At 67.3% G+C, this 17,903-nt stretch carries 12 protein-coding genes and 3 pseudogenes; 6 read left to right on the forward strand and 9 right to left on the reverse strand.

Features of this window, described 5'->3' with window-relative positions:
• Window positions 1-76: 76 nt before the first annotated feature.
• Both KRR26_RS24105 and KRR26_RS24110 read right to left on the reverse strand, forming a co-directional pair.
• A complete protein-coding gene (locus KRR26_RS24105; RefSeq protein ID WP_217080958.1) occupies window positions 77-643 on the reverse strand; it encodes a ferritin-like domain-containing protein in 567 nt (188 codons plus the stop codon).
• A 151-nt stretch (window positions 644-794) separates the two neighbouring features.
• The gene (locus KRR26_RS24110) at window positions 795-1,799 is read right to left on the reverse strand and encodes a DUF6600 domain-containing protein (RefSeq protein ID WP_217080959.1); all 1,005 of its coding nucleotides are present in this window, start codon (window positions 1,797-1,799) and stop codon (window positions 795-797) included.
• Window positions 1,800-2,080: 281 nt separating this feature from the next.
• On the opposite strand from KRR26_RS24110, the gene KRR26_RS24115 reads away from it, so the two are divergent.
• Window positions 2,081-4,840, forward strand: coding sequence for a CHAT domain-containing protein (locus tag KRR26_RS24115; RefSeq protein WP_217080960.1), 2,760 nt, complete (start codon window positions 2,081-2,083; stop codon window positions 4,838-4,840).
• A gap of 7 nt (window positions 4,841-4,847) precedes the next feature.
• Here the strand turns inward: KRR26_RS24115 and KRR26_RS24120 are convergent, their stop codons facing one another.
• The 3 genes from KRR26_RS24120 to KRR26_RS24130 form a co-directional block, all read right to left on the reverse strand.
• A complete protein-coding gene (locus KRR26_RS24120) occupies window positions 4,848-5,723 on the reverse strand; it encodes a hypothetical protein (protein WP_217080961.1) in 876 nt (291 codons plus the stop codon).
• Window positions 5,720-6,610, reverse strand: coding sequence for a cupin-like domain-containing protein (locus KRR26_RS24125; RefSeq protein WP_233577488.1), 891 nt, complete (start codon window positions 6,608-6,610; stop codon window positions 5,720-5,722). Before KRR26_RS24125 ends, KRR26_RS24120 begins: the two co-directional genes overlap by 4 nt.
• A 358-nt stretch (window positions 6,611-6,968) precedes the next feature.
• Window positions 6,969-7,958, reverse strand: a complete 990-nt coding sequence (locus tag KRR26_RS24130) for a cupin-like domain-containing protein (RefSeq protein WP_217080962.1) — start codon at window positions 7,956-7,958, stop codon at window positions 6,969-6,971.
• A 185-nt stretch (window positions 7,959-8,143) separates the two neighbouring features.
• On the opposite strand from KRR26_RS24130, the gene KRR26_RS24135 reads away from it, so the two are divergent.
• The 4 genes from KRR26_RS24135 (at window position 8,144) to KRR26_RS24150 (ending at window position 12,266) form a co-directional block, all read left to right on the forward strand.
• Window positions 8,144-8,557: a hypothetical protein gene (locus tag KRR26_RS24135; protein WP_217080963.1), complete on the forward strand. Its 414-nt coding sequence runs from the start codon at window positions 8,144-8,146 to the stop codon at window positions 8,555-8,557.
• Between the two features lie 241 nt (window positions 8,558-8,798).
• Window positions 8,799-9,071, forward strand: a complete 273-nt coding sequence (locus KRR26_RS24140; protein ID WP_217080964.1) for a heavy metal-binding domain-containing protein — start codon at window positions 8,799-8,801, stop codon at window positions 9,069-9,071.
• Window positions 9,068-10,495 (forward strand): TolC family protein, encoded by a 1,428-nt coding sequence (locus KRR26_RS24145; protein ID WP_217080965.1) that lies wholly within the window; start codon window positions 9,068-9,070, stop codon window positions 10,493-10,495. The genes KRR26_RS24140 and KRR26_RS24145 overlap by 4 nt, the downstream gene beginning before the upstream one ends.
• A 475-nt stretch (window positions 10,496-10,970) precedes the next feature.
• Window positions 10,971-12,266: a multicopper oxidase family protein gene (locus KRR26_RS24150; RefSeq protein WP_328707204.1), complete on the forward strand. Its 1,296-nt coding sequence runs from the start codon at window positions 10,971-10,973 to the stop codon at window positions 12,264-12,266.
• 1,191 nt (window positions 12,267-13,457) lie between these two features.
• Here KRR26_RS24150 and KRR26_RS24155 read toward each other — a convergent pair.
• The 4 genes and pseudogenes from KRR26_RS24155 to KRR26_RS24170 all read right to left on the reverse strand — a co-directional run.
• Window positions 13,458-14,643 (reverse strand): annotated as a pseudogene (locus KRR26_RS24155) (IS3 family transposase).
• Window positions 14,644-14,882: 239 nt separating this feature from the next.
• The gene (locus tag KRR26_RS24160) at window positions 14,883-15,620 is read right to left on the reverse strand and encodes an IS66 family transposase (RefSeq protein WP_328707205.1); all 738 of its coding nucleotides are present in this window, start codon (window positions 15,618-15,620) and stop codon (window positions 14,883-14,885) included.
• Window positions 15,621-15,841: 221 nt separating this feature from the next.
• Window positions 15,842-16,249, reverse strand: coding sequence for a hypothetical protein (locus KRR26_RS24165; protein WP_217080966.1), 408 nt, complete (start codon window positions 16,247-16,249; stop codon window positions 15,842-15,844).
• Between the two features lie 807 nt (window positions 16,250-17,056).
• A pseudogene (locus tag KRR26_RS24170) lies at window positions 17,057-17,227 on the reverse strand (integrase core domain-containing protein); the annotation flags it as partial.
• Window positions 17,228-17,245: 18 nt separating this feature from the next.
• Here KRR26_RS24170 and KRR26_RS24175 point away from each other — a divergent pair.
• Window positions 17,246-17,775: pseudogene (locus KRR26_RS24175) on the forward strand (transposase); the annotation flags it as partial.
• Window positions 17,776-17,903 lie beyond the last annotated feature (128 nt).

Genomic DNA, 17,903 nt, shown 5'->3' on the forward strand with positions numbered 1-17,903 from the left:
ACGCCAGGGGCTCGCCCACCCGCCCGCGACACACCCGAAGGTCGATGCGCGGGCGGGGACCGGACGTTGCCCCGCGCTAGCTGTCGAGCATGGGCTTGCCCTGGTGCGCCACGAGCAAGTCATGCATGTCGTTGGCGTGCTCCTCCTCCTTGCTGAGGAGGTCTTCCAAGAGCCGCCGCGTCGTCGGGTCGTGATTGGCGAAGTAGCGGATCATGTCGCGATAGGTCTCCACGGCGATGCGCTCGGCGACCAGGTTCTCGCGGATCATGTCCACCAGGTTCGAGCCCTCGACGTACTGGCTGGCGCTGCGCGACAGCAGGCCCTCGGGGTTGAAGTTGGGCTTGCCCCCGAGCTGGTTGATGCGCTCGGCCAGCCGCATCTCGTGCTCCTGCTCCTCGCGCGCGTGCGCGCCGAACTCGGCCTTCACCGCCTCGCTCTGGATGCCCACGGCGCTCACGTAGTGGAACGTGTAGCGCAGCACGCAGACGACCTCCGTGGCGAGCGCGTCATTCAGGAGCTTGAGGGTCGTGTCCACGTTGCCCTCGTAGTTCGTGGTCCGCGCGCCCTCCTCCAGGTGCTCGCGCGCGCGACGACGGATCTCCTTGATGTCGGAAACGAACGGCTGGGTCTGCGTGGTGGCCATGACGTCCTCCCCTGATACGGCGATGCGTTCGGCCGCAAACCTATGAAGTGCCGCCAGGGGTCGCCCACCCCTCGCACCGAGCCACGCACCGCCCCCGCGCCTGCCAGCCCCAGCCACCAGGGAGAGGCGACCCGGGCGCCGAGCGCTGAGCTCACCTCGGCCGGTGTCCTTCAGGATGCGACGCGGAGTGGCCGTGCGACGGCGGCGGGCTCGACGGCGCTTCGGTGTGCTCCGAGGCTGGCGGATGCGCGGGGGCCGGCGGATGCGCGGGCGCCACCTCCGAGGGATGCGAGGGGGCCGGCGGCGGATGCGCCGGATGGACCGGCGCCACGGGCCTCGTCGGAGGCGCGGACGGAGGCGGCCTCGCGGGCGCGGGAGTCCGAGCCGAACCGTGAGGAGCACCACCTCGCGGAGCGGGAGTCGGCTCCGGGGGACGAGGGCGCAGCGCCGTGGGAGGCGCGGACGGCGGTGCGCGAGGCGGCGGCTGGCCCGTGGCGCGCTCAATCTCGCGCGGCGCGGGCCCTCGCGACCACGCGCCCCGGAAGCCCTGCACGCGCTCCCCCACCGGCACGGTCCTCGGCAGCAGCTCCACCACCCGCGCTCTTGGAACGACGAAGAGGAACAGGTTCGGCTGCACCAGATCCGCGAGGGTCACGAAGCTCCAGAAGGGCGCGAGCGTGAGCCCCGGAGGTGGCACGGGCTCCCAGCCCACGAAGCCATCGCCCCAGCGCCAGTCCACCCACGCGGGCGCCCACTCCTCATCCGGCCACCACACCCAGCCATACCCCGGCTGGACGAACCACCGGCCGTAGTGGAACGGCGCCCAGCCCCAATCCCATTGCGTCTGGAAGACCCACCCCCGGTCGCTCTCCATCCACTGCCCGCCGGTGACGTACGGCACGAAGTCCGCCCCGACGATGGAGGGATCCGGCCGCCACACCCACCCCACCGAGGGGAGGTTCACCCACTGGCCCGCGTCCCCCAGCACATCCCGGAAGGTGGCCACTGACTGCCCGAGCCCCGTGGACTGCGCCGACGCCTGAGGCCCGAAGTCCAGCTCCTCCTGAGGGCCCGTGCAGCCCATCATGGCCATGGTGACCAGCGCACCGAGTCCGCTCGTGCGGCACCACCGCGAGATTCTCTTCCTGGCGCGCATGGCGTCTCCTTCCGGGGGGATTGAGTCTCGGGACCTCACTTCGAAGGTGTGTCGTCTCTCGCGCCCTGGAGGCCCTCGCGTCCCGAGCCTCTCCGGCACGACTCCCCTGCGGACTCGCCACCCGGGCCTCGCTCTGCCCGCCGCCGTCCAGGTTCGACGCAGCGGGACATGGCGAGCGCGCGAGAAAAAGCGGACTCCCTCCCTGTCCGGGCTTCGCCTCTTGGTCCTACAATCCGGCTCGGAGTTCGCGACGAACATCGGGGGTAGTCGGAGGTTCCTGCATGGCGGGGAAGCAGGCCGAGCCGCGGAATGTGGCCGGTCGCGCGGGAGGCGCACGTTGGGCCTTGAGCCTCGGGGTGCTGCTCGGCCTGGGATTCTGGGGGCTGTCGTGGCGCAAGCTCGGCGGCCAGCGCGATGCCCCCGAGCTGTGGCGCGCCTCGGAGCCCACCCGCCCGCTGGAGGCGCGGCTCAGCGTGCCCGCCGCGGATGTCTACCGCCGCTACGCGCCCCCGCACGGCCCCACGTCCGACACCATGCCCGTGCCCCTGCGCGCGCTCGCGCGACTGGAGTCCCGCGACGACTCCCTCGCCATCGCGGCGGCGTACCTCACGCATGGGGACATCGAGCAGGCCCTCGCCCATCTGCGACGAACGCCGGCCTCGCTCGCGCGCGACAACGACCGCGCGGCCGCGGCCTTGATGGGCGGGCACCTGGACGAAGCCCTGACCCTGCTGGACGCCGTGCTGGAAGAGGAGCCGGGACATCCGCAGGCGCTGTGGAACCGCGGCCTCGTGCTGCGCGAGCTGGGTCTGCCGCTCATGGCCGCCCAGTCCTTCGAGGCCCTGGCCGCCAAGGCGGAGCCCGGCTGGAGTGACGAGGCGCGACAACTCGCGACCCTGCTGCGCACCCGCCTGCGCGAGCGAGCCCAGGCCTGGAGCGTCACGCACGAGGCGCTCATCGCGCGCCTCACCCGCCCCAGCGCCCCCGTGCCCGTCGAGGCCGCGAGGCGATTCCCGGGACATGCCCGCGAGCTCTTCTATGAACTCGTGCGCGCCGCCCCGGACGCGCGCGCGGTCCAGGCCCTGTTACCGCTCGCCGCCGAGTTGGATCATGTCTCGGGGACGGAGCTGCTCACCGAGCACGTGCGCGAGGCCGCGCAGCGGGACTTCTCGAAGCGGGGCGCGTTGGCGCGCGAGTACGCGCAGCTCGCGCTGGACAAGCACCCCTCCCCTGAGTCGTTCGTGAAGCGCCTGCGCGCCGCGGACGTGCCGGACCTGCTCCTCGGCGCGCTCCTCCACAATCCACTGCTCGCCGAGAACCTCGAGGAGCTGGAGGCTCTCGTTCGCGACTCACGCGACCCGTGGCTACGCCTGCGCGTCGAGGAGGAAGCCGCGCGATTGGAGGACCTCGCGGGCCAGGGGCTGCGCGCCAGCCAGCGCCTGCGCGAGGCCCTGATGAGCTGCCGCGCGAGCAAGTTGCCCCTGCGGTGCCTGGACCTGATGGCGCAGATGAGCCTGCGCGCCACGACCGCGAACCGCCTGTCCGAAGCCGAGGAGTTCGCCCGCGCGAGCTGGACCGAAGCCACCGCTCTGGGAGAGTGGGAGCGCGAGGAGCTGGCGCTCTACATGCTCGGCAATGCCGCGCGCTTCCAGGTCCGAATCGCCGTGGCCCGCGCCGTCCTCTCCGAGGCGCTGGCGCGCGAGCCCGAGAGCTGCCGCATGCGGACGGCACTGCACCGCATCCAGGCCTCGCTCGCACTGATGCGGCTGCGGCCCCGTGAGGCGCGTCGCGAGCTGGAGGACGCCCTCTCTTGCGGTCAACCCCCGGGGTTGCTCGGCGCGTGGATCCTCGCGGACCTCGCGCGCTTGGAGCCTCGTCCCACCGATGAGCCTCGGCTGCGAGACGCGCTCGCTCGCGTCTCGCCCGCCAGTGAGTCCCCCGGTCGCCGGGTGCTGGCCACCCTCATCCAAGGCCGCTTCCAGGTCGAGCGCGACTGGCGCGCCGGACAAGCCACCCTGCGCCGCGCCATCTCCGAGGCCGAGCCACTGCTCGCCATCGACGCGGACGCCCGCGACGCGCGCGCCGTGGCCTATCAGACGCTGGCGGTGAGCGCGGGCAAGGCGGGCGCATTCTCCGAGGCCCTGTCGATCATCGCCGAAGGTCTGCACGTCCAGATCCCCGATGGCTGTGTGGTCGCCGCCTCGGTGGAAGCGGAGCGCACCGTCGCCGTGGTGCGCGGCGCGGATGGTCAGGTGCGAGGCCACTTCGACGCCGCTCGCCGAGCGCCCTTGCCCGATGACCTCTCGGGACTGGTTCCCGCGGACCTCGTCTCACGCCTCCAGGATTGCACGCGTGTCGCAGTGCTCGCCGCGCCGCCCTTGGATACCCGCGCGGGACTCCTGCCCTCGCACCTCGCCTGGAGCTACCACGTGGGCCCCGGCGAGCGCGTGGCTGCGCCCGCTCGGCCGCCGCTGCGCCTCATCGTCGCCAACGTGGACACGCCGCCGTCGCTGCGGTTGCCCCGCCTCCCCGCGTGGGAGCCCGAGGCCCCCACCGTCCCCCACGCCGTCGAACTCACCGGCGCGCAGGCCACGCCCGAGCGCGTGCTCACCGACATGGAGGACGCCACGGACATCGAGATCCACGCACACGGCATGGTGGATCGCAGCCTCTCCGACGCCACCGTCATCGCGCTCGCACCGGACCCTGGCGGGCGCTACGCCCTCACCGCCGAGGCCCTGCGCCGCATCCACCTGAACGGCGCCCCCATCGTCCTGCTGGGAGCCTGCGGCGCGGCGCGGCTGCCGCCCATCCTCCACCAGACGTCCTCGCTCCCACAGGCCTTCGTCGCCTCGGGCGCGCGCGCCGTGTTCGCGGCCACGCAGGACATCCCGGATGCCTCGGGCCGCTTCTTCCGCGACGTGCGCGAGCGAATCCTGGCCGGCGCCGAGCCCGCCCTCGCACTGCGCGATGAGCGGCTCCACTGGCTCCAGGAATCGCCCGACGCGCAGTGGGTGGACACCGTGCTGCTGTACCAGTGACGAAGTCCTACCCGGGAAACGGGGTGAGCTCGGGCTCTCCGTCCAGGTCGGCCCATCGGACATTGCGCGCCGGTGTCGCGAAGCCCTCGAACGAAATCCCCACGCAGGCCCCGGGCGCGTGAAGCGCGTACCACCACCCCACTGGAATCAAGAGCAGCTCGCCTGGAGCCAGCGCCACCTCGAGTCGAAACGGGGCCCGCCCCTCGGGGTCAGCGCCCTGCACACGCATCCACTCGAACGCGGGGACCAGGCTGAGCTCGAGGCGGCCCTGCACCTGCCCGAGCAAGAGGTTGTGTCGCGAGACACGCAACGGCGCTTCGGCCCCACCCGGCGTCCACCACAACTTGGGCTCGGACGCGCGTGCCGGATCCGCCACGTAGCCGCGAGGCAAGGTCAGCGTGTCGCGCAGGGACGCGAGGCGCGCATCCTCGAACAAGGGAAGACAGACCGAGTCCGAACCCAGCAACTCCGCCACCTGCTCCACGGCCCACGCGGACGCACTCGGTCCCCCCGCCCACGCCTCGGGGCCCAGGACCACGGGCAGGTTCTGGAAGTAGTACCGCGCGAAGAACGCCTCGGGTGAAAGCGAAGCATGACGCGCGACCTGGGCCGGGGACGCGCCCTGCCGATGGAGGTCCGCATACACATCCAACAGGCCCTCCAGCTTGCGCTGCCGCTGCACCGCGCGCAGGGCGCCTTGGAGATGAGGCTCGGCCTGCTCCACCGCCACGGCCTCACGCGCGCGGGCCTCCGGCACGCCCGCGCCCATCAACTCCGCCACCAGGTCTTCCGGCGCGGTGCCCCGCAGCAGGTTCTCCACCAGCCACTGACGCCACTCCGGCGCCAACGCACGGCGCGAGTCACGAGAAACAACGTCTGTCATCGGCCCACCTCGTCGGGCACCGGCCCCAGCCAATAGTCCCGCCAGTATGTGTTGCGCGAGGGCACATCGAAGTTCACGAATGTCACGGACAGGCTGACGTCCAGCGCGCGCACCGCGTGCCACCAACCCACCGGGAGGAGCAGCGCATCCCCGGGCCCCACCTCGCAGGTGGACAGGGTCGCCCGAGCGAACTCCGGGAAGCGCTCGACATCGGGCGACTCGATATCCACGTCGCTGTACAGGCCCTGCCCGTTCGCCAGCCGCGGCGTCTCCCAGGATGGAATCAGCCAGATTCGCTTGCGGCCGACCACCTGGCAGAAGAGGACGCTGAGGTGATCATGATGCAGGTTGGACAGAGTCCCCGCGGGACCGAACCACAGGTGCGCGCACTCGGGCGCGTGGACCGCGGGGTGGATGATGCCCGCGGGAGCAAGGACGTCTGACAACAGGCCGCGAAACGGCTCACGTTGGAACAGGCTGTTGCGCGCCACCAGATAGACGTCATTCGTCGGGCCCTCGCGCAGGCGCGCGATGAACTCACCGAAGGGAACCGTGCGGCGCAGTCGCTCGGCATGGAGATCCGGCGAGGGCTCCGCGTCTCGGCCGGACATCACCTCCACGGGGGCATCACCGAAGCGCGAGCGCAGGCCCTCCAACGTCCAACGGGTCAGGGCGGGCCAATCCTCCAACCAGCCCTCGACGATGACCGGCCGGTTGCGAAAGTAATAGCGCTCGAAGAATTCCTCTCGTGACAGCCCGCGACGCCGCTCCACCTCGGCCCCCGCTCCCGACTGGGAATGCAACACCGAGCGAGTCCTCAACCAACTCTCCACGCGCCCACCCTGCGAGGCTCGCGCCCGAGCGACAGACAGAGAGGGGTGAGCCATGGCTTCGCGAACCATCTCGACCGCGACAGAACCCGTCAGACCGGCCTCGGACAATCGAGCCACCAGACGTTCTGCTGACACACCTCGCGCGAGGTTCTCCGCGACCCAGGCCCGTCGCGCAAGGCCCATTGTTTCATTCACAAACAGCCCGCATCCGGTGCGTTATACAGCCAGGGCCTGTCTCCCTGTCGACGAGGGCAGTTCATGAGTCCGTCTTCGAGTCTCCCCATCATCGTCCCCAACCCATCGCCCGCGCCCATGCGTCCGCACGAGGCACCGAGCGCCCTGCCCCATCGGCCCCCGCCGACCCGGCCGCCATCGACGCCGCCGTTCCCTCCCGGACCATGACGTCGAGCACTCACGCCGCGAAACGCCACCACGTGTTGCCACCAGGGACGTCGAGTTCCTGAAACGTCACCGAGACACTGACGTCGAGCGCGTGGACCTGATGCCACCACCCGGCGGGGATGAGCAACATCTCGCCGGGCTCGACGACAGCCTCGTGAATGTGCGCTTTCTCGAACGCGGGGAAGCCCACCGGGTCCGGATGCTCAGCGTCCACTTCGCTCCAGACGGAATGGTGGTTGTAGACGCGCTCCGTCTGAAATGAAGGCACGAGCCAGAACCGCTTGCGCCCGGACACCTGTCCGAACAACACCGAGCCCAGGTCATGGTGCAGCGCGGTCCGAGTGCCCGCGGGGCCGATCCACAGCTTGAATGCCCCATGCGCGGACGAGGGCCGCAGGAACCCCGTCGGGAAGCGCAGGTCATCGCGCAGCGACTGCAACTCCTGGCGCTCCAGCGCGAAGTTGCGCGCGGTCAGGTACAGGTCATTCGTCGGGCCCCCCTCCAGGATGCGGCGGATGAAATCCCCCAGCCGCATCCGCGTGCGACATGGCTCGGGCTCCAGGTCGTGATCCGCACGAGCCTCGCGGCCCATCATCACCTCCACCTCCACATCGCCATGCGAGCGCATCAACGCGTGAGGCTGCCAGCGCGCCATCAACGGCCAGTCCTCCATGAAGCCCGTGAGGATGACGGGCCGGTGCGGCAGATAGAACCGCTCGAGGAACTCGGGCGCGGAGAGGCCGCGGACCCGCTCCACGCGGGAGCGCGCTCCCGCCTGCCGGGACAGCACGGAGCGCAGGTCCATCAACGCGCGAAGCTCGCGCCCCAGTCGGCTCCGCTCCGAGGCCGCGAGCACCGCGGGATGTACCCGCGCCGCCGCCGCCGCCGCCCGCGCGACGGAGACCTCTGTCCCTCGGCGCACCAGCTCGCGAACGAGCACGTCTGCGTCCACGCCCCGGCTGAGGTTCTCCGCCAGCCAGACTCGAAGTGCGTCGTTCATGGGGCGGCCTCTCGTGCGTGCTCGGCCCGGGCACTGTAGGGCTCGGCCGAGGACAGGCACCAGGGCACCGAGCGCCCCATCTCGAGCTCCCCGTGGAACAACCGAGACGGGCCGGCCAGACGGGCGACCGCGCCCCCGTGAACGAGGGGCAGCGCACGACCTACGTTCAGTCCAGGAGGTGCGCGATGGCGCCACGAGACAGCCGGTGGCAGCGCCTCCGGAGCGCGAGCGGGTGGGTCTCCCTGGGGAGCGCCCTGGTGCTCGGCGTTCCGGCGGTGAGTCGAGCCGAGGAGCCACCGCAGCTCTCCTGCTTCGAGGCGGCGAGACAAGGCGGGCTGGTGAGCGACACCACGGCCTCCCAACTGTGCCAGGGCGCCAGCTCCGAGGCCCCCGCGCGCTGCTTCCTGCGCGTCCAGCACCAGAGCTTCCTCGACGAGCCCCAATCGTTGCAGCTGTGCCAGTACGCCTCGCCGCGAGACGACCCCGCGAGCTGTTACCTGCGCACCAAGGCGCAGACGTTCTTGGACGAGGCTCGAATCGTCCAGCTCTGCCAGCCTCCCGTCACCCAGCTCCTGCAACACTTTCCCTACGGCCCGTGAGCAGGTCGGCCGGATCCGCGCGGCCCGTGCGGGCGGTGCGGTGCGCCCCTGAACACTCAGGGCCCGCGCCTGCCATCACAGTGTGATGTCCGCCATCACAGCTCGCCCCCGGGTCTGGGTGCGCCAAGGGCGCCACCCCTCGTCGATTCACGGGGTTGCGCGCGAGGACATCCTGGCCCGGCGCTTGCTCTTCGGGGGCGAACTCACTGGCGGCCTCGCCGCCCAGCCCTCTGAGAGTCACATGCGTCCAACACTCTGCCTCCTCGCGACCCTCTTCTCGCTCTCGGCCCTGGCGGACACGCCCCCCTCCCATGCGGGTGGCGCACACGCCGCCGCGACGCCCGACGCGGGCACGCAGGTCTACTCCTGTGAGATGCACCCCGAGGTCCGCGCCGACAAGCCGGGCCGCTGCCCAAAGTGCGGCATGAAGCTGATGCCCGCGGCGCCGGCGGACACGAACGCGAAGCCACAGGGAACGGGGACCTCCGGGCACGACCACGGGGCCCATCCGTGAAGAATGCCGCATTGCTGTCCCTCGCGCTGCTGGCGGGAGGCTGTGCCTCCATGCAGAAGGAGCGAGGCCACCAGGAAGTGGCCGCGCTCGTCGAAGCGCGAACCGGACTGAAGACCCGGTGGGATCAAGGCACGCCCGAGGACGCGGAGGTCTCGCGACACCTCGACACGTTGCTTGGCGAGCCACTCTCCTCGGACCGAGCGGTGGAGGTGGCCCTGCTCAACAACCCGGCGCTCCAGCAGACGTACGAGGAGCTGGGCGTGTCGCAAGCCGACATGGTGCAGGCGGGATTGCTCAGCAACCCGGTGTTCAGCGGGAGCATCGGGGTGCCCATCGGCAACCTGGGAATCACCGAGCACGAGTTCTCGCTCGTTCAGGAGTTCGTGGACCTCTTCACCCTGCCGCTGCGCAAGCGCGTCGCGAAGGAGCAGTTCATCGCGGACACGTTGCGCGTGGCACACGAGGCGCTCTCGACCGCGGCGGACGTGCGCAAGGCATTCCGTGAGTTCCAGGCGCGCCGCCAGTTGGTCGAGCTGCGCCGCGAGGTCCTCCTGGCCGCGGAGGTGTCCGCCGAGTTCGCCGCCCGACAGCGAGAAGCGGGCAACATCACCGAGTTGGAACTGGCCACGGAGCAGGCCACCGCCGAGCAATCGAAGCTCGACCTGTCGCAAGAGGAGCTGACCCTGGTCGAGGACCGGGAGCACCTCAACCGCCTGATGGGGCTCTGGGGCCCCAGAATCCAGTGGACCCTCTCCGAGTCCCTCCCGGAGCTGCCCGCGAAGGAAGCGCCGCTGGAGCACCTGGAGACCACGGCCATCAAGCAGCGTCTGGACATCGACGCGGCCCGCAAGCAGGCCTCGCTGATGTGGAACGCGCTGGAGCTGGCCAAGACGACGCGGTGGTTCGGCCGAGTCGAAGTCGGCGTGCACACGCACCGAGACTCGGATGGGCCGCGGCTGTTCGGACCGACGCTGTCGTTGGAGTTGCCCATCTTCGATCAGCGACAGGGGCTGATTGGCAAGTTGGAGGCGCAGTATCGGCAGAGCGAGCGAAGGCTGACGGAACTCTCCGTCAACGCGCGCTCCGAGGTGCGAGCCGCGCGGGCCCGCTTGCAGTCCTTGCGGATGCAAGCCGAGCACTACCGGACCACGGTGCTGCCCTTGAGAGACAAGGTCATCGCGCAGTCGCAGCTCCAGTACAACGCGATGCAGATTGGACTGACGCCCCTGCTCACCGCGAAGAAGGAGCAGGTGGAGTCCTACCGAGGCTACCTCGAAACCGTCCGCGACTACTGGATGGCCAGGGCGGAGCTGGAGCAGTTGCTCGGAGGACGGCTCCCCGGCTCCACCGAGGCGCCAGTGTCCCCCGCTCCGCCTCCAGCCCCCGCCGCGCCCGAGCATTCCCATGAGCACTCGCATCCCTGAGTCCGGCGCCATGTCCACACATCAGCCCAACCCCACCGAGCCCCACCCGATGCGAGAGCCCACCGACACCTCCACTGCGCCTGACGGAGCCACGGCCCAGCCCTCGACCTCCGGCGCGAACAACAGCTTCACCTCTCTCACGAGAGCGTCGCAGGCCAGCGCCCCCCACGAAGGCGCCCCTGACGCCGCCCCAAGCAACACGCGAGAGACGACCATCGCGATAGCGCAAAGCGCACAAGCGGGTGCAAGCACAGCCACCGCCCAGGTGGCCCGAAGCGACACGAGAGGGGCCGCCGGAGACGCCCTCGCAAACACGCCAGACAGGTCCCGAGACGACCGCATCGCAAGCAACACAGACCGAGCGAACACAGCAAGAGCGCAAGGTCACGAAGCCGCGCCCTTCTTCGAGGCCCCCCCGCCGCAGGGACTGGGCTCGCTCACACGGCGAGGAATCTTGTCCACGGCTGGAGCCGCCTTGGCAGGAGGCGCGCTGCTGCTGAGAGGAGCGCGGGCCGAAGCCCAGCCAGCATCGCCGCCCAAGCCGGAGACTCCCAAGCGAACCAGCTACACCGGGGCGCCGCCGGGAATGCCGCATCGCGACTACCAGCCGGTGGTGGTTCCAAACGGCTCGGTCCTGCCCTGGAAGCTGGTGGATGGGGTGAAGGTCTTCCACATGGTGGCGGAGGAGGTCGAGCACGAGTTCGCCCCCGGGCTGAAGGCGCTCTGCTGGGGCTACAACGGGCAGGTGCACGGACCGACCATCGAGGTGGTGGAAGGCGACCGCGTGCGCTTCTACGTCACCAATCGGCTGCCAGCGCCGACGACAGTGCACTGGCACGGAATCCTGCTGCCGAGCGGAATGGACGGAGTCGGAGGGCTCAACCAGAAGCCCATCGATCCGGGCGAGACGTTCCGTTACGAGTTCACGTTCCGCCAGTCCGGCATGGGCATGTACCACTCGCACCATGACGAGATGACGCAGATCGCGATGGGCATGGTGGGGCTCATCGTCATCCACCCCAGGCATCCGACGGGGCCGAAGGTGGATAAGGACTTCGCGTTGATGCTGCACGAGTGGCGCATCGACGCGGGGACGCGCCGCCCGAATCCGAACGAGATGACGGACTTCAACATGCTGACCTTGAACGCCAAGGCCTTCCCGGCCACGGCGCCGCTGGTGGTGCGCAAGGGTGAGCGAGTCCGAATCCGCCTAGGAAACCTAGGCCCGATGGACCACCACCCCATCCACTTGCACGGCTACCACTTCCGCGTGACGGAGACGGACGCAGGAAGAATCCCTGAGTCCGCGCAGTGGCCCGAGACGACGGTGTTGGTGCCAGTGGGGAGCACGAGGACGGTGGAGTTCGTGGCGGACGTCCCAGGCGACTGGGCGATGCACTGCCACATGACGCACCACGTGATGAACCAGATGGGGCATGCCTTCCCGAACGTGATTGGAATGAAGCCAGGAAGCCTGGACGCCAAGGTCCGCAAGCTCTTGCCGGGCTACATGACGATGGGTCAGGCAGGAATGGGAGACATGGGCGAAATGGGAATGCCGGTGCCCGAGAACTCCATCCCGATGTCCGGAGGTGAAGGCAAACACGGCTACATCACGATGGGAGGCATGTTCACGGTCCTCAAGGTGAGGGAACACACCAACGGCCAAGAAGACCCAGGCTGGTACGAGAATCCCCCTGGAACCCAAGCCACCACCGCCACCGCCGCCGAACTCCAGCGAGACGGAATCGAAGCCCCCAAGCCCAGCTAATCAACACAGCAACAGCAAGAAGCCTGCGATCTGAACGCCCCGGTCGCAGGCCGCAACAAAGCACGACTCGATGGCCCACCACACGTGCAGCCCAGCGTAGCGGAGCGCTTCGCTCGTTCTCTCCATCTCGAGCGCAACTGCGCGGCTCTGCAATCCCGCGCTTCTTCGCGCTCGCGTGGCTCGACGACCTGCATTGCGTGAAACTCGCCTCCAGGGCCGGGGCGGCAGGAACGAATACAACGGCGAGCAGTTCGATTCCAGCGACGCTGGCGCCCCGTCAAGTCCGCTACCGTTTCCCCGCCTCAAATTCAAACAGGCTCCAATAACCGTACAAAGCCGATCACTCGCATGCCAGTGACATGCCCTGGGGTTCTCGGACCTCCTGAAGCTTGAGGGGATGCCGCTCCAGGCACAACGAAGGCTGGTGGTGAAGAGAGTCGGCTCAGCGAAGCGCAGCTGGTCGAACATCCACGCCTACAGCCTTGCGTGATCCAGGGCTTCCCTATCGCTAGTTTAGTTTCCTGCACCTTGAGCGCCGCGGCGCGGCCCTTCACTCCCGCGCTTTTCCGCGCTCGTGACGTTCGAAGACCCGCGCCTCTTGAAGATCTTCTCCCTTCTCACTTCACAAATAGCCCCAGGCATATGGGTCGGCTGGGGCAGGAACAACAACCAGCGATTCAAACACACCATCCCTAACATCGACTCTCGCCCACAACTCCGCCATACACATGCCACATCTACCAATGCCATACGCCCAGAAGCTCCGGCTCTCCAAATGCGACGAGGGACCAACCCGAGGAGGCAAATGCAGAGGCCTTCGGCCAAAAACATCATCGCCCACACAAAAAATCTCGTAATCCAAAACACCAACATACGCCTGAAAAACGACCTCCAACTCCACACCACAAACGAAACATACCACCCGAGACAAGCATTCATTATATCTACCCACAAGCCACCCACCATCTCCAAGCGATGTCCAACATCCACGTCACCATGCATCCATGACTCAAGAGGAAGTCAACAAATCTCCGATTGGACGTCGCATACGAAATACCCAGTTCCTCCCCACACGAAGCGCCTATTCCTACAGTTGTAATTCGGAAGAAGCGTGAAGTTCCCTTCTGTTGAAGGAACAGAAGGGGGGGAGGCGCGATGCCTCTGACCTGCCTGGATTCTTCGGACCACTGATTACGTGAGAGGCTCCGCCCGGGATGGGTTGGGTACCACTGCTTCGCACTTGCATCGAAATTCCAGAGGCGTGAGGTAGCCCAGGCTCGAGTGTGGCCGGACCTGGTTGAAATGCAGGCGCCACTCCTCGATGACGGCCCGCACCTCCGCCCTGGAGCGAAACCATTCCATGCTGAGGCACTCGTCGCGAAGGCGTCCGTTGAAACTCTCGTCGGTGCCGTTCTGCCAGGGCTTGCCGGGTGCGACGTGCGCCAGCTCGATGCGAGCTTCCGCGACCCACTGCAGGATGGCCGAGGCCACGAACTCCGGTCCGTTGTCGCTGCGCAGGTGCCTCGGGGCCACTCGCTCGCTGACAATCCTCGACAGCACCTCCTCCGGTCCGTTGTCGCTGCGCAGATGCCTCGGGGCCCCTCGCTCGCTGACAATCCTCGACAGCACCTCCACCACTCGCACGGAGCGGATGGCCCCCGCGACGTCGATGGCGAGGCACTCTCGCGTCCACTCGTCCACCACGGTGAGGCACTTGAGCTGTTGCCCGTTGGCGCAGCTGTCGAAGACGAAGTCATAGGCCCACACCTGGTTGGGCCCGGTTGCCGCTAACGAGTGGGGGCGGCTGCTCGCCACGCGCCGCCTGGGCCTCTTGCGCGGCACTTGCAGCCCCTCCTGCGTCCAGAGTCGGTAGGCCCTGTCAGGACACATGGGGTGCCCGTCGCGCCCCAGGAAGATGCGGATGCGACGGTAGCCGTACCTTGGGTACTACAGGGCAAGCTCACGCATCCGCTCCACCACGGGATTCTCCCGCTGTGCCCTCTGGGACTTGCACCCCAGCGCCGAGCGCGCCACCCGCAGCAGCCTGCATGCTCGCCGGGTGGACAACCCCATCGCGCGGGCATGCTCCACCTGCTGCCTTCGCGCGGGGGCGCTCACCATTTTTTGCTTGGATTTCCTTCAGCACCTCGATGTCCAAGTCCCGCTCGGCCAGCAGCTTCTTCAACCGGGCATTCTCCGCCTCCAACTGTTTCAGCCGCTTCGTGTCGTTGGCGTCCATGCCCCCGAAGCGCTTGCGCCACGCGTACACCGTTGGCTCACTCACGCCGTGCTTCTTCGCGGTCTCCGGTACCGAGGTCCGCTCCGCCTCGCGCAGAATCGCGAGCCTCTGCTCCTCGCTGAACCGACTCTTCTTCACCGCCTGCCTCCGTTGTACCCGGAGCGGCATCCTCCCACGCGGCAGGTGGTCCGACAATCCCAGGGCATGCCACATGCTTCCATCGATCGTGGCTCACGCGGCCTAAACACTCGACTTACCAAGTTGTTTTCCAGACATGAGACCAGGGACACCCCCAATCAAACACAGCACAAGGTCGAACTCTCAAATCACCACATCACGGCACATCTTTCTTCCAACCTGGACGATAAGGCCGAGGCTCACGCGGAAGCTCCCCCTGAGACACAACTCTCTGCTCTCGCCACCAACGAGAGGAACGTCCACAGGTAGCCCGTCCTCGTCTTCTCCGGGGCCTGCACTTTCAGGGGCGTTTCGTCCGTCTGCACCACCTGCTGCGTGGCCTCCTTCTTGAGCAGGCAGTCGCAGACAGGCGCGAGCTCCGTGGCCGCACGGTGGAAGAGGTCCGTCATGGTGCTGCGCGCCACCGGGAGTCCCTCACGCGCGAGTGCCTTCTCCAGTCGGTGCAGGGGCAGGGAGTCGGCGCATTTCGAAGTGACGAGGTGGGCGATGAAGCCGGAGCCGTAGCCCGTCTTCTCGGCGACACGGGGTGGCCCCAGGGCAGTCACGACACTCTCGCCACACACGCAGACGAGGGTTTCTCGTACGTGCACCTGCTTCTCGAAGCGGCCAGGGATGTACTCATACAGGACGCTCTGCCGACCCGGCCCCATCGGGTGGAAGTCTGTCCCGTTGCAGCGGGGGCACCGCTGGTGCTCTCGGGGGACTGGGTGGAAGACGGTGCGCGACGGCAGATCCTTCTTCACGCCCGCACGCTCGTGACGCTTCAGGAGCGCGGCCTCCGCCTGGGCCTTCTCGTCGCGAGGAGCCTCTTTGCGCAGCTCCTCCGTGGGCGGAGGCAGCTTCTCCGACTTCTTGCCGAAGACGGTGCGGGTGAGCGTCGCGACCTGCTGCTCGAGCGCCGCTGCGCGGCCCTTCACTCCCGCGCTTCTCCGCGCTCGTGTGGCTCGAAGACCCGCGCTTCTTGAAGGTCGTTTCCATCCAAGAGGTGCGCGGGCTTCTGTTGGCCCTGCTCCGACGCGCTGTGGCCCCCCATTGAGCACGCCTTGGCGTGGAGTCGCTGGCGCCGCCACCATCAAGCCGTCGCCATCGTCTGCCATTTCCGGACTCACGGCGCTCGCCTCAATCTGCGACTGTAGGACTAAGCATCCGGCCCAACATACAGAGCACGCTCGGCCGGTGGCGCAACCTGTGGCCAGTTCATTCTCTCGAGGAGTAGCCTTGCCGTTGCCCTTATCTCGCTCCATTCAGGAGCCCCCTCCAATGCTTCATCCGTCCAAAACTGCTTATTTTCGGCGCCACTTATCGCCGCGAGGTGACGATCCAACTCCCGAATCGCATCTACCTGCCCTGGACTAAACACGGCTGCAAGGCCAGAGTCCGCAAACCCCTGAAGACACTCATCAAACTCCAACGCAAGCTCATCAGGAACACAGACAAACCAAGGAAACAAACAGAATTGCACACCGGCATCCTGAGCGAGCGCCTGAACACTCCACTGAAAACGAAGCAAATCGCTGGCACGGCCAAGCGACTGTCGATCACTCATTAAGTCTTCTCTCCAACAATCAGAGCTGTGGCCTTCTCACCTGGCGTCGGCTTGTACGTCGTGGGTTCAACGACTTCGACAATCCCGCTATTGGTCGACAAGTTCACATAGACCCCACCATGCCTGCCTCCTCCTGGATGCACCCGAATCTGAGCAACTTCGCTATGCCCCTTAATCTGCACAAACACTGCCTTTCCCGAGCCCTGGTCGACTGGCGTGACCTGCCTGATGTCGAACGAGATTCGCGATTCTTGGCCCAGCAATAAGAACGCACCCTCAGAGCCAGGGCTTCAACATGTCATTGAACTGCTCATCGCTAAGGTGCCCCTCCCCCACTCGCGACCAAGCGCCTGTTTCGATCAACACCCGCAGAGGAATCGACGGGAACGCGCGCTTAAAATAGAATATAATCCGCAAGCAAGAAAGCTCACCAACAAGCCCGCTCAAGACCTCCGCAACTCCTACCGGAGTGAGCCTCCCTTGCCCCGCGCGGAGCGCACTCAAGACATCCTCGTCATTCATTTCAGAAACTCCACAACCACTCGCTTATTGAGTTCATCCAACTCGACAAGCCTAAAATCAGCATATCCACTCCTGCCTGCCATACACCCGGCAAACATACAAGTCTTTGCCACAACCTTCCGGAGAGAGCCCCTCCTTCACCACCCCAATGAGTCTACTATAATCATCAACAGGCTCGCCTTTGCCAAGCCATGTGCCACGCACTGACCTGCCTGGATTCTTCGGACCACTGATTACGAGAGAGGCTCCGCCCGGGATGGGTTGGGCACCACTGCTTCGGCACTTGCGTCGAAATTCCAGAGGCGTGAGGTAGCCCAGACTCGAGTGTGGCCGGACCTGGTTGTAATGCAGGCGCCACGCCTCGATGACGGCCTTGGCCTCCGCCCTGGAGCGAAACCATTCCATGCTGAGGCACTCGTCGCGAAGACGTCCGTTGAAACTCTCGTCGGAACCGTTCTACCAGGGTTCCCTGAAGTGGACGATACCGAGTTTGCCGCGCCCTCACACGAAGAGGTGCGTACCGACGTGCGAGCGCTCTTCCTGGGAGCCATCCGCATGACGCTGGAGGTGTTGCTGGAGGAGAAGATTCGAGGCTTGGTGGGCGCGGGGCGCTGGCAGCAGGTGGCGGGGCGCAAGGAGCGGCGCAATGGCAGCTACCTGCGCGGCCTGCTGACGTCCATGGGGCACCTGGAGGGGCCGTGCCCCGGACGCGGGCCAGCGGCTCCGCGGAGGCCGTACTGGGGCGCTACAAGCGGCGCAGCGAAGAGCTCGACGAGGCGATTACCAGCGCGTACGTGCAGGGCGTCTCCACGAGGAAGGTGGGCCGAGTCACTCCGGCACTCATGGGCGAGGAGGTTTCGCGCTCGACGGTGAGCCGGGTGACGAAGTCCCTCGAAGAAAAGGTGGAAGGCCTGCGCACTCAGCCGCTCACCCAGGCCTTCCCCTACCTGTACTTGGATGCCACCTTCCTGGATGCGAGGTGGGCGCGCACGGTGCAGAACGTCTGTAACCGTCCGGCGAGTGACGTGTGGAGAGCGGTTGAAGACGGATGGGTGCCGTGTTCGGCGAGCGCCGCGACCGGAAGGGTGTTCAGGGCGGAGGTAGGAGGTGCGCCTGGGGCGGGTCCGTGGTC

The organism is Citreicoccus inhibens (genome assembly GCF_019039035.1).
GTDB lineage: Bacteria > Myxococcota > Myxococcia > Myxococcales > Myxococcaceae > Citreicoccus > Citreicoccus inhibens.

Bases quoted from the DNA above. Each gene is read 5' to 3' on its own strand.
- KRR26_RS24105 (WP_217080958.1), bottom strand. From the start codon at position 643: ATGGCCACCACGCAGACCCAGCCGTTCGTTTCCGACATCAAGGAGATC.
- KRR26_RS24110 (WP_217080959.1), bottom strand. From the start codon at position 1,799: ATGCGCGCCAGGAAGAGAATCTCGCGGTGGTGCCGCACGAGCGGACTC.
- KRR26_RS24115 (WP_217080960.1), top strand. From the start codon at position 2,081: ATGGCGGGGAAGCAGGCCGAGCCGCGGAATGTGGCCGGTCGCGCGGGA.
- KRR26_RS24120 (WP_217080961.1), bottom strand. From the start codon at position 5,723: ATGACAGACGTTGTTTCTCGTGACTCGCGCCGTGCGTTGGCGCCGGAG.
- KRR26_RS24125 (WP_233577488.1), bottom strand. From the start codon at position 6,610: ATGGCTCACCCCTCTCTGTCTGTCGCTCGGGCGCGAGCCTCGCAGGGT.
- KRR26_RS24130 (WP_217080962.1), bottom strand. From the start codon at position 7,958: ATGAACGACGCACTTCGAGTCTGGCTGGCGGAGAACCTCAGCCGGGGC.
- KRR26_RS24135 (WP_217080963.1), top strand. From the start codon at position 8,144: ATGGCGCCACGAGACAGCCGGTGGCAGCGCCTCCGGAGCGCGAGCGGG.
- KRR26_RS24140 (WP_217080964.1), top strand. From the start codon at position 8,799: ATGCGTCCAACACTCTGCCTCCTCGCGACCCTCTTCTCGCTCTCGGCC.
- KRR26_RS24165 (WP_217080966.1), bottom strand. From the start codon at position 16,249: ATGAGTGATCGACAGTCGCTTGGCCGTGCCAGCGATTTGCTTCGTTTT.